This is a genomic window from Vibrio sp. 10N.286.48.C11, from assembly GCF_041469805.1.
Taxonomy (GTDB): Bacteria; Pseudomonadota; Gammaproteobacteria; order Enterobacterales; family Vibrionaceae; genus Vibrio; species Vibrio crassostreae_C.
Genome location: NZ_JBFRLK010000003.1, coordinates 93,199 through 106,362 on the forward strand (window position 1 = coordinate 93,199; position 13,164 = coordinate 106,362).

At 45.9% G+C, this 13,164-nt stretch carries 6 protein-coding genes and 1 pseudogene; 5 read left to right on the forward strand and 2 right to left on the reverse strand.

The features are described 5' to 3' along the window. Positions 1–83: 83 nt before the first annotated feature. Positions 84–1,223, reverse strand: a complete 1,140-nt coding sequence (gene lldD / locus AB4209_RS01325) for an FMN-dependent L-lactate dehydrogenase LldD (RefSeq protein ID WP_372054554.1) — start codon at positions 1,221–1,223, stop codon at positions 84–86. A gap of 201 nt (positions 1,224–1,424) precedes the next feature. Further along, a complete protein-coding gene (locus AB4209_RS01330; RefSeq protein WP_017061561.1) occupies positions 1,425–3,119 on the reverse strand; it encodes an L-lactate permease in 1,695 nt (564 codons plus the stop codon). A gap of 234 nt (positions 3,120–3,353) precedes the next feature. On the opposite strand from AB4209_RS01330, the gene AB4209_RS01335 reads away from it, so the two are divergent. The 5 genes and pseudogenes from AB4209_RS01335 to AB4209_RS01355 form a co-directional block, all read left to right on the forward strand. After that, positions 3,354–4,271, forward strand: a complete 918-nt coding sequence (locus AB4209_RS01335; RefSeq protein ID WP_017068571.1) for a LysR family transcriptional regulator — start codon at positions 3,354–3,356, stop codon at positions 4,269–4,271. Between the two features lie 11 nt (positions 4,272–4,282). Next, complete coding sequence (locus AB4209_RS01340; protein ID WP_372054556.1) at positions 4,283–6,343, forward strand: prolyl oligopeptidase family protein; 2,061 nt, start codon at positions 4,283–4,285, stop codon at positions 6,341–6,343. Positions 6,344–6,564: 221 nt separating this feature from the next. Beyond that, positions 6,565–8,901, forward strand: a complete 2,337-nt coding sequence (locus tag AB4209_RS01345) for an immunoglobulin-like domain-containing protein (RefSeq protein ID WP_372054558.1) — start codon at positions 6,565–6,567, stop codon at positions 8,899–8,901. A 201-nt stretch (positions 8,902–9,102) separates the two neighbouring features. Next, a complete protein-coding gene (locus AB4209_RS01350; protein ID WP_372054560.1) occupies positions 9,103–11,874 on the forward strand; it encodes a glycoside hydrolase family 3 N-terminal domain-containing protein in 2,772 nt (923 codons plus the stop codon). A 210-nt stretch (positions 11,875–12,084) separates the two neighbouring features. Then, a pseudogene (locus AB4209_RS01355) lies at positions 12,085–13,125 on the forward strand (family 16 glycosylhydrolase); the annotation flags it as partial. Positions 13,126–13,164: the final 39 nt, after the last annotated feature.

Here is a 13,164-nt window from a genome sequence, read left to right on the forward strand (position 1 = left end):
GTGTCACAACGGCAGTGGAATTGCTGTGACACCGATTGAACTTCAGTCTAAGTAGACCAAAGCATTACAGTGAATCAACGGGCTTACTCTAACCCCACCAAAGATTCACGAGTTAAGTCTTTGATTGTCTTTGCGCCAGTTAATGTCATGGCAACGCGCATCTCTTTGTCGTAAAGGTCGAGTAGGTTCTCAACGCCGGCTTGTCCTTGCGCTGCTAATGCGTAAACGAAAGAACGGCCAAGCAAGGTGCAGTCTGCGCCCAATGCCATCATTCGAACCACATCCAAGCCAGTACGAATGCCAGAGTCGACCAGAATTTTGGTGTCGCCTTTAACTGCATCAGCAATCGAAGGCAGCGCTTTGGCACTTGATAGAACGCCGTCAAGCTGGCGGCCGCCGTGGTTTGAAACCACAATGCCGTCTGCGCCAAATCTCACCGCATCCTTTGCATCTTCTTCATCAAGAATGCCCTTGATGACCATTGGACCGTCCCAGAAATCACGAATCCACTCTAGATCTTTCCATGAAATCGACGGGTCGAAGTTATCACCTAACCAACCGATGTAGTCTTCCAGCTTGGTAGGAGAACCACGATAAGTAGAGATGTTGCCTAGGTCGTGTGGTTTACCCAGTAAGCCGACATCAACTGCCCAGCTAAGATGACGCATAGATTGGAATACGCGGCGTACTGCTGCATTTGGACCACTCATTCCTGAGTGCATGTCACGGTAGCGAGCGCCGGGTACGGGCATATCCACGGTGAAGACCAGTGTTGTGACGCCAGCGGCTTTAGCGCGTTCAAGAACGTTCTTCATGAAGCCACGGTCTTTTAACACGTAAAGTTGGAACCACATTGGGCGTTCAATCTTAGGTGCAACTTCTTCAATCGGACATACCGACACGGTCGACATGGTAAAAGGGATGCCTTTGTTGTCGGCGGCTTTTGCTGCTTGTACTTCACCGCGTCTTGCGTACATACCCGTTAAACCAACAGGCGCCAGTGCGATTGGCATCGCTAGCTTCTCGCCAAATAGTTCGGTTTCCAAATTTAGGTCCGACATGTCGTTGAGTACGCGTTGTTTTAGCGCAATCTCAGCTAGGTCAGCCGTGTTGCGACGTAGGGTATGTTCTCCGTAAGAGCCACCATCAATGTAGTGGAAAAGAAACGGTGGTAATTTCGCTTTTGCTGCGGCGCGGTAATCAGTCGATGCGGATATGATCATAATTTCAGTCCTAAATTCTTGGGATGTTGCTCTTCTTTGAGAGCTTGGTTTGGGCTGCTTTAATTCGGGAAAATGGCGTTAATACCCATGGGTGTTGATGTGATCTAGTATCCATCCCGGAACTCATCAACTGTCTTATTAGACGGTGTCGCTGTCGGGGAATTGAGTATTAACGCCAAGTGCTTTTGAACGACTTATGGTTTACATAAGTGCGTCGGTCATTTTGAATCCGTAGATAACCACTAGGCCGATGATGCCTGTCATCACCAAGTAGTAGAACGTTGGAATGATTGTCTTACGTAGGGTTGCACCTTCGCGTCCTAGCAAGCCAACAGTTGCTGATGCCGCTACCACGTTGTGAATCGCAATCATGTTACCTGCTGCTGCACCAACGGCTTGTAGAGCAACAACCACCGCACTAGAGATAGTCAGAGTCTGCGCTACTTCGAATTGGAACTGGCTGAACATCATGTTTGAAACTGTGTTCGAACCTGCAATGAAGGCACCTAACGCACCAACCGTTGCACTCAATGCTGGGAATGCGCTACCAACGAGGTCAGCTGCGAAGTTTGCCGTGGTTACGGGCATACTTGCTAAATCTGCGCCGTTCACACCAGAGTTAATGAAGATACGAACCATTGGGATGGTGAACACCAACACAAAGCCTGCGCCAATCAGAGTCTTGCTCGATTCACCGAAGGCTTTAGCCAGTGGCGTTGCGCTGCGAGATTGCATGAGAACAGCAACCAGCGCGACGAAGACCAAGATACCGCCCGGTAGATACAGAGGCTGAATCGCAGTGCTCACACCGGTTTCACCAAGGATGTTGCTGAACGATAGGCTAACGCTCTTCAGTAGGCCTTTGAATTCAGGGCTCACGCGGCTCGCAACCAAGGTCACCGCTAGCAGCACGTATGGTGCCCATGCCATCGCCATGCTCATCTTCTTATGGCCTTGATTGTTGTCGTCAAGGTCGATTTTCAGAGAACCTAGCCATTCTGCAGGCCACTTGTCTTCGCTCTCAAAATCCCATTTTGATTTTGGTACGAGGAAGCCACGTTTTGCTGCAGTAACCACAATCGCAAGGCCAACCAAACCACCAATCAGTGATGGGAATTCAGCGCCTAGGAAAACACCTGTTAGTGCGTAAGGAATAGTGAAAGCAGCACCTGCGAACAGTGCGAACGGCAGGATATCTAAACCTTCAGTCCAGCTTTTGTTCTTACCGAAGAAGCGAGTCAGCATCATTGCCATCAATACAGGCATCATCACACCAACAGAAGCATGAATTAGCGCAACGCTTGACGTGATTTGTTGTAGATAAGCATCCCATGTTGAGCCATGAGCAATCAGGCTTTCACCGATGTTGTGCGTGTCCAATCCTTTGTTCACACCAACGATGATAGGTGTACCAACCGCGCCGAATGATACTGGCGTAGATTGGATCATCATGCCCATCAGTACCGCAGCCAGCGCAGGGAAGCCGATAGCAACCAGCAGTGGTGCAGCGATGGCAGCTGGTGTGCCGAAGCCAGATGCGCCCTCAATGAATGAACCGAAACACCAAGCAATGATGATTGCTTGAACACGACGGTCAGCGGATATATCAGTGAATCCGTTGCGGATGGTGGTGATAGCTCCGGTGTGTTTCAAAGTGTTTAATAAGAAGATGGCGCCGAACACAATCCAGAGAACCGACACGGTAATGCCGAAGCCTTGGAATACAGAAGCCAGCACGCGAGTGCCAGACATGTCCCAAGCAAGTAGGGCGATAGCAACGGTTAAGGCAAATGCCACAGGCATCGCTTTTTTTGCAGGCCAGTTAAGGCCAACCAGCAGAATCGCTGCAACAACTATTGGTGAAAATGCCAATAGGGCTAGTAGAGTTTCACTCATGGGTACTTCCTCGTACTGTTTTCAAACGTTCATGTTTGAAGTAAAGATCACGTTATGGTTTGTCATTATTTGAATCGCTTTGGCCTCTAAACGGGAACCTTCTTTAGGCGAATCTTGTAATTGGAATGACTGTTTTTGTAATTGTTTTGTTAATTTGGCGTGAATTTACCCCTTTATTTTTTATTGATATAGGGAAATAATGAAAATAATTAATTCCAAAATTGGCATAATCAGATGCGAGCAGACGATTTGATCCTGTTTTCACAGGTGGTAGAACTAGGCAGCTTCAGTAAGGTGGCAGAGCAAAATAACCTTACAAATTCGGTAGTTAGTAAAAGAATTGCGCGTTTAGAGGAAGAGATTGGCGTGCAATTATTATATCGAACCACGCGTAAATTGACCTTGACTGAGGCGGGCAAGGCAATGTTACACGGGGCCAAAAATGTGAAGCAGGCAGCTCAAGAGGCTATGGACGCAGTTTCAGGCTTTGGTGAAAATGTCAGTGGTCATATCAAAATGTCAGTGCCTACTATCTCCGGAGATTTGATTCTCGCAGACGCTGTGGCCGAGTTTTGTAATATGCACCCAGGTTTAACGGTCGATATGTCTCTGAATAATCGCTTTGTCGACTTGGTTGAGGATGGTCTCGATTTGGTGATTCGAACCGGCTACTTGGAAGATTCAAGCCTCATTGCTCGTCATATATTAGATTCACAATGGGTGGTGTGCGCTTCGCCGTCTTATATTGCTAAGAACGGTAAGCCGATGCTGCCTAAAGATTTAGTGCAGCACAATTGCTTGCAATACGCCTATCAAACAACGGGTGCTAGCGAATGGCAGTTTCTGCATAGTAAAGATGGCTGTACCGACAATGACAAATATATCGTGCGTGTTGCGGGCTCTTTTTCGACTGACAATGCAACCGCGTTAAGAAAAGCGGCGCTGGGTGGGCATGGTGTGGCGTACGTACCACGTTGTCTGGTTTATCACGACATTCGCAATGGTCAGCTGGTGGATATCTTCCCTGATTTGGTAGGCAAAAAGTTGGGAATTTATGCGGTGTACCCTTTTACTCGCCAGCCACCAAACAAGATTAAGTTATTGATTGAACATATCAGAACGCGCTACTTGACGATTTCTCACTATTTTTAATAAGGATCACGATGAGCTATTTAAAAGAGTATCCATATCCAATCACCAATAAACAGATCGTCAGCGATGACTACTTTGGTCAGATAATCGAAGACCCATATCGTTGGCTAGAAGACGACAGAAGTGACGAGACCGCGAAGTGGGTGGCGAGTCAAAACGCAATCACGTTTGATTACCTCGCTCAAATCCCGTATCGCGCGGAACTGAGAGAGCGACTGGCAAAAGCACAAGACTACAAAAAGAGCTCGCAGCCGTTTGTGCGAGGTGATTATACCTATTTCTATAAGAATGATGGTCTGCAGAACCACAGTATTCTCTATCGTCAGAAAGAGGGGCAACAGGTTGAAGTCTTCCTAGATCCGAATACCTTCTCGGAAGACGGCACCACATCATTGGGCTCAGTTTCGTTCTCGAAAGATTACAGCTTAGTGGCATACAGCATCTCTGAAGGTGGTAGCGACTGGCGTAAGATCTTCGTGATTGATACCGAGACTAAACAGCAGCTTGAAGCCGAAATCACTGACGCTAAATTTACCGGTATTTCTTGGTTGGGTAATCGCGGCTTTTATTACTCTAGTTACGACAAGCCAGACGGCAGTGAACTCTCTGCTCGTACTGAGCAACACAAGCTGTACTTCCATGAGTTGGGTACAGAGCAAGCTAGCGACAAAGTTATCTTTGGTGAGAACAACGCTGAGCAGCACCGCTATGTATCAGGCTATACCACCGAAGACGACCGTTACTTAATTATTCTTGGCAAAGAATCGACATCGGGTAACAGGCTGTTCTATATCGATTTAGATTCAGAGGCGCAACCGTTGAACACGCTGATTGACCATGTGGATAGCGACACTTACCTCATCGATAACCAAGACCAAGTCTTCATCTTATACACCAACTTAGATGCGCCAAACGGCAAGGTGGTGAGCTTTGATACTCGCGATGGAAAGTGGCTTGATATCATCCCTGAGAAGCCACAGCCATTGGACATCAGCACTGGTGGTGGTTATTTGTTTGCGCACTACATGGTGGATGTGGTGTCTAAAATCGATCAGCTTGATTACCAAGGTAACTTAGTTCGAGAACTTCACATGCCTGGGATGGGAACGGCCAGTGGTTTAGGTGGTAAAAAAGAGCAAACCCAGCTTTATTACACCTTTACCAACTATGTCACGCCGCCAACGATTTTCTCATTCGATGTCGAAACTGGCAGTTCAGAAATCTATCAGCGCTCTGAGTCTCCGTTTGAATCGGATAAATTTGAGTCTAAACAGGTCTTCTATACCTCAAAAGATGGTACACAGGTTCCGATGCTTATCTCTTACAAAAAGGGATTAAAACTAGACGGTAGTAACCCAACCATGTTGTACGCTTATGGCGGCTTTAATGTCAGTCTGACGCCTTCTTTCTCAGGTACGGTGGGCAGTTGGTTAGAACTGGGTGGCGTATATGCCGTGCCTAACTTACGTGGCGGTGGCGAATACGGTAAGGTGTGGCACAAAGCCGGTACACAACAACAAAAACAGAATGTATTTGATGACTTCATTGCTGCTGCGGAGTTCTTAATTGAAGAGAACTACACCTGCAATGATAAGTTAGCGATCCGCGGCGGTTCTAATGGAGGCTTGTTGGTTGGCGCTTGCATGACACAAAGGCCTGAGTTGTTCCAAGTGGCTTTGCCTGCGGTTGGGGTGTTGGACATGTTGCGTTACCACACATTCACGTCTGGTGAAGGCTGGGCGTACGACTACGGTACATCAGCGCAGAACAGAGAGATGTTTGAATACCTGCTTGGTTATTCTCCGGTTCATAATGTGGTGCGAGGCACGGATTACCCTGCGACATTGGTTACTACCGCTGATCACGATGATCGTGTGGTACCTGCTCATTCTTATAAATTCATCTCAGAGCTGCAAGATAAGCATGAAGGCGGCGCGCCCGTGATGATCCGTATTGACGTCAATGCAGGGCATGGGGCAGGTATGCCGCTGAGTAAAGCTATCGATCTCACTGCCGATATTTATGCATTTACTTTGTTCAATATGGGGGTAACAACTGAACAAGTAAATTAATCATAAGTGGTTAATTAGGCAAATTTCGCAGTATTACTTGGTACTTATTCATATTTGAGAAGGTAGATCACTAAAAGAGATTTTCCTGATCGGGTATCTGTGACGTCGTTTAAACAAATATAACTATCCTGTTGTTATCTCATCCTCCAGTGTGTGAACATTCAAACAAAGAAAGCGCTTTCTTTGTTTGAGGGCGATATGTCAAGTCAATGAGGTTATGTATGGAAACAAAAGGTAAATTTAGACTATCTAATATCGCTATGTGCGTAGCGCTAGGTCTGGCATTAGTGGGTTGTGATAGTGATGATAACGATACGGTAGTAACGACGCCGTCACCTTCGGAAGAGTATGTTGCAGACCAAGGTTTCCATATATCGCCAACACAAGGTGTGTTTAGCGGCGAAGATGGAGAACAACCAAAATTTGTTGTTCCAACGAATGCACACACACCAATTGTGACTTCTGATGTTGCGACGCGAACAAGCTCAACACGAAATGTTGTACAGTTCACGACGGCTGACAATGCGGGCCTAGTTGCCGGCTTTGATTTAGGTAACCTAGCATTTAGCAGCCTTCCTGACGCATCTACCATCGAGTTCGACTTACGCATGGTAGGAGTGGCTAATATTGTATCATCGTCTGGTTCTATTGCGCAATACAGCGATACTGCGGCTAAATGGACATTTTTAGTTGAAGGACAGGACTCTAGCGGCGCAGATATCATAACGACAATGGATTTTGCCGCAGAGCCAACAGCAGAGTGGAGCCACTTTGTATTTACAAAATCAGAGTTGTTGAAAAGCAACGCTGAACTTACCACTATCACAGCCATCAAGATGTACCCAAACACTGATGCAACCGTTTATAACGTTGATAACGTCGCGGTTTACCCTGAATATCGAGATTCAGAAGGGCCTCAGTTAACTCTTATTGGTGGTGCATCAATCACTCAGCTTAACTATCCAGATGCTGTTGATACTTTTGAAGACCCAGGTTATTCAGTGACAGATAATCAGGATGACACAACCGAAATCGTCGTTAAAAAGACCTATGGTGATTCAGGTGAAGTGGATGCAGATAAAAACGATACCTATCAGATCACTTACAGCGCAGTCGACACGACAGGTAACGTCGGTAAGCCTGTAATGCGAACAGTCATTATTGAAGCGGCTCCTGATCTTGATAATGATATAACGCCACCAGAATTAACATTGAATGGTGCATCAACGGTGCGTGTTGAGCTTGATGGTGAATATGTTGAGCTTGGTGCAACCGCGAATGATGACGTTGATGGTGAAATCAAAGATATTACTATTTCTGGTGAAGTTGATGTTCATACCATTGGTAATTACACAATCACTTACACGGCAACTGACAGCTCAAACAATACTGGAACAGCAGAAAGAACTGTAACAGTCTATGAGTCAGTCATATCCGAAAACCTGATCGTGAATGGTGACTTTTCTACTTCAATAGGTAGTGAATGGGTTCTTCAAGAAGGTGAAGGCAAACTAGAAATTGTAGAAGGCCAAATGGTTATTTCTGAGTTTACGCCTGGGGCGACATGGCAACCACGCTTCGTTCAATCTGGTGTCGAATTAGAGCAAGATCAAGCTTATATCGTGACCTTTGATGCAAAAGCGGGTGAGGCTCGAAATATCGTACTACAGGTTGGACAACTGCTGACGACAGACCCTTGGTACCTTCCTGTGATGGATGACACAACGGTTGGTATCTCGACTGAAGTTGATAATTACAGTGTTCAATTTACAGCTAATGAAAATGCAGCGAAGCCAGTCGACTTGATTTTCGCTATTGGTGGCGGTGCTGCGACGCCTATCACACTTGACAATGTTTCAATCCAAGCGGTCACTGCCGATATGATTGCGCCAGTGATTACTTTGACAGGCAGTGATGTACGTATGTCTGTCGGTGAAAAATATGTCGAGCCTGGGTATGTTGTCAACGACAATGTGGATGGTGACATTACCGCGTCTGTTGTTGTGACGGGTGATGACTTTAGCACTGCAGAAGTAGGAACTCACACTGTGACATACACAGTAGAGGATTCTGATGGTAATGAGTCTGTTGCAGAAAGAACGGTTTATGTGTTGTCTGCAGAAGATGTCGATAACCTAGTCACTAATGGCGATTTTTCTTCAGACCTTGACGGTTGGTTGCAGTTTGCAGGTGTCGACCCTGTCATTGTTGACGGCGCTGTAAAATACACAACAGGTGTATTGAAGCAAGAACGTTTTGCTCAAGGTTCGGTTCTGCCGGGTGACCAGTTGGTCGTATCACTTAAGATGAAAGGCGCATTCACTGAAGGTGGCGTATTCAAAGTCGGTTTACATACAGAATCTCCAGACGGCTCAGGTTTACCTGCTGAATCTAAATGGGAAGAATACTGGTCGGTAAGTTCAGATTGGACAGAGGTAGAAATCCCATGGACTCTAGGCCAGCATGCCGACTCAATTTCAATTGAATTGCTTGTAGCCGGTCCTCCTGGACAAGAGATCTACCTAGATGACATAACCATCAAGCCAGCAACATTCTAATTGTTCTATAAACCTAGCCTCTTGATGACTTTTCAAGAGGCTAATTTAATGAACCAAATCAATTAACACTATTAATTAAAAACACGAGTTTATATTAAAGCTGATTTTTCTTGTAAGAAGAGACTTTACTATACATTTGCGTGACCAATATTCACTTGTAATCAAATACTGACAGTCATGAGTACCTCGGAGATAAAGTTCATGGACAGAGACAATTTATTAGACGTTCAGAATAGGCTAGCACCAATTAGCAGACAAGCTGCTGCGGAAGGCATCGTGTTATTGAAAAATGATGAGGCTGTACTGCCCATTAAATTCAGTGATAACTTAGCTGTATTTGGTCGTTGCCAGCTAGATACTTATCGCAGTGGTACCGGGTCGGGCGGGGCGGTTAACGTTAGATATGCAGTCTCGATCATCAACGGATTTCAAGGCAATGACACGATTCATTTGAATGAGAACTTAGCCGAACGCTATCGACAATGGGTAAAGGAAAATCCGTTTGATGATGGCGGAGGTGGTTGGGCTGCTGAGCCTTGGTATCAAGAAGAAATGTTACTCAGTGATGAAGATGTGGCTCTTGCCTCAACAGAATCGAATAAAGCAATATTTATTGTTGGTCGAACCGCAGGCGAAGATCAAGATAATGCAGATCTTCCCGGCAGTTATAAAATGACTGACATCGAAATGAGCATGCTGAAGAAGATTACCCAGCATTTCTCTGAAGTCATTGTTGTAATGAATACGACCAATGTGATGGATATGTCTTGGTTGGTGACACTTGAAAATCGTCATGTTATCAAGTCGGTGCTTTATTGTTGGGCGTCAGGTATGGAGGGTGGGCATGCTTTAGCTGATGTTTTATCAGGTAATATATCTCCTTCAGGAAAGATGACCGATACCATAGCCTACGATCTGTGCGAATACCCTTCTTCCGCTAATTTTGGACGCTCAGACTACAACTGTTATGACGAGGATATTTACGTTGGTTATCGGTATTTTGAGACTTTTAAACCTAGTGCTGTTCAGTTTGAATTCGGCTTTGGTTTGTCTTATACCCGCTTCCAACAAGATCTAGTCGGTTTTGACATTGTAGGGCAAGGTCAAAAGTCAGTGGTGCAAATTTCTGTGAAGGTGACCAATATCGGGGAGCTTTACGCAGGAAAAGACGTCGTTCAGGTGTATTTAGAAGCGCCACAAGGAAAATTGGGCAAACCGGCTCGATCGCTTGTTGGCTTTGTCAAAACCTCTGAACTCAATCCAGGATCATCTGAAACTTATACTATTTCTACCCCTGTTCGTGATTTAGCATCTTATGACGACAGCGGTGCCACGGGCTACAAAAGCTGCTATGTATTGGAACCCGGTGATTATTACTTCCATATCGGGGCAAGTGTTCGTGACACAACGAAATTGGCGCATAGATACCATGTGTCCTCGCTTATAGTGACGCAAGAGTGCCAAGAAGCGTTAGCCCCTTCACGTTCGTTTGAGCGAATGAAGCCTAGAGGTTGTTCTAGTGGTCAGTATGATGTGGCTTTTGAGCCTGTTCCTCAGCGCAGCGTCTCTTTATTAGATCGAATTGAATCTAATTTGCCGCAGGAGTTAGCGATAACTGGAGATATTGGAGTAAAGCTGCAAGATGTACAATCTGGCGAGGCCGCGCTAGAGCAGTTTGTGGCTCAATTATCACTATCACAGCTGGCGACCATTGTTCGTGGTGAAGGGATGTGTAGCCCGAAAGTCGCGCCTGGTACAGTCGCAGCATTTGGTGGGATATCGGATGATCTGACCGATTTTGGGATTCCCGCTGTCGCAGCCGCTGATGGTCCTTCTGGTATTCGTATGGATAGTGGTCATCAGGCGACACAAGTCCCCATTGGTACGCTACTAGGTTGTACTTGGAACCCACAATTAAACGAACAATTGTTTTACTGGATTGGTAAAGAGCTGCGCGCGTATCAAATAGATACGCTGCTAGGCCCGGGCATAAATATTCATCGACACCCTTTAAATGGCCGAAACTTTGAATATTTTTCAGAGGACCCATACCTCACAGGCACTATCGCGGTCGCGCAAGTTAGCGGGCTAAAACAAGCGGGTGTTACTGGTACGCTCAAGCATTTTGCAGCAAACGACCAAGAAACGGGGCGAATGGATGTAGACAGCGTTATGTCTGAACGCGCAATCAGAGAAGTCCACATTAAGCCGTTTGAAATGGCTGTGAAATATGGGGGCGCGACAACCATCATGACTTGCTACAACCCTGTTAACGGTCATTGGGGGGCGTCAAATTATGACCTTAATACAAGCGTGTTGCGTAATGAATGGGGCTTTAAGGGCATTGTTATGACCGATTGGTGGGCGAAAATGAATCACCCCGTCGACGGTGGGGTTGAGGATAAAGTTCACACTTCTTACATGATCCGAGCTCAGAACGATCTTTACATGGTTGTGGATAATGATGGTGCAGCCTCGAATGTAGCAGGAGACGATACCCTTACGGCGATAGAGCAGGGTATGCTTACACTTGGTGAATTGCAGAGAAGCGTCATGAATATTTGTCGCTTTATTTTGGATACGCCAGCAATGGGTCGCCCAGTTGAGCGTTATGAAGCGGTAAAAGCGGTGAACCCTTTTCACGAGTACTTCGGAAGCAATGCTATTACGGTAGATGCAATACCACCACTTAATGCAAATAGTAATACGAGCTTTGTTATTGAGGTTTCGGCACCGGCGACTTATCAAATCACAGCCAGCATGAGCTACAACAGGCCGTCATTGGCGCAGTCTTCTTGTGCTTTGAGCTTAAATGATGAGTTTTGTATGTCTCTGTCTGTCCATGGGACTGGCGGAAGTCTTACGAATATTGAAGGTTCTAAACTGTACTTGGAGCAAGGTTACTATCACGTGTGTATTGATTTTGTTAAAGCAGGGGCGACAGTGCACGAGTTAGAGTTTCGAAAATGCTGATGGTTTAGGTTGGTTTAAGTAAATTGAAATGATTGATATGCAGCGTCTAACTAACGCTGCATATTTTTTGTCTATATAAGGTGAAATTCAAATTTTCGTGTGACTTCAATCACGTTAGGTCATCACAAAGTGGCTGCTATTTTGTGATTGAATAAAACAGTCATGATAAATTGAAAGCGCTTTCAAAATTAGCCAATTTTAAGTTGAATTATGTCGAACACAAATAAAAATACCAAAAAATTAACTTTAGCCGCACTGTGTAGCGGTGTATTTATTGCTGGTTGTAACAGCGGCTCTGATTCACCAAGCACTCCAACACCACCTGATGCCAATGGGTGGACAATGGTGTGGAGTGATGAGTTCTCAGGCACTGAGATCGATAAAACCAAATGGGGTTTCGAAGTCAACTGTTGGGGAGGTGGTAATGGAGAGCAGCAATGCTATACCGACCGTGCCGATAACTCATACCTAGATGACGGCAAGCTTTATATTCTCGCAAAACAAGAAACATTTACTGGGCCAAATAACCCCGAGGGTAATTGGAGCGACACAACGACATTGCCATACACTTCTGCTCGTCTACGTACGATGAACAAAGGTGATTGGCAGTATGGTCGTTTTGAAATTAGAGCAAAGCTTCCCTACGGGCAAGGCACTTGGCCTGCAATCTGGATGTTGCCAACAGACTATGTGTACGGTGGCTGGGCAGCTTCAGGTGAGATTGACATTGTTGAAGCCGTCAACTTGAAGGCACCTTCAGACGCTGGTGGCTTGATTGGTGGCACTCCTGAAAGACGCGTGTATGGGACGCTTCATTACGGTGCGGCTTGGCCTAATAATGTGGAATCGGGAGAAGAGTATTACATGCCGGGCAACGTCAACCCTGCAGATGATTTTCATACTTACGCTTTAGAGTGGGAGAAGGACGAAATTCGCTGGTATGTTGATGGTGTTCACTATGCTACTCAGCGTTCAAGTGGTTGGTACAGCCAATATACCGAAAATGGCCAAGTAGTGATTGGAGAAGAGGACGCGCCTTACAATCAGAGATTTCACCTACTGCTTAATCTCGCGGTTGGTGGGGCATGGGCCGGCAACACCAATGATAAAGGCATTGATGAGTCTGTTTTCCCTCAAACAATGGTTGTAGATTACGTTCGTGTATATGAGTGTCAATCGAATACCGTGACTGGCCAAGGCTGCGCTTCGGTTTCTCCTGATGCGGTTCTTGTTCCAGGGCATGCCGCACCATAGGGAAGGCGGTTAATATAAGAATGGTTTATGGAAGAA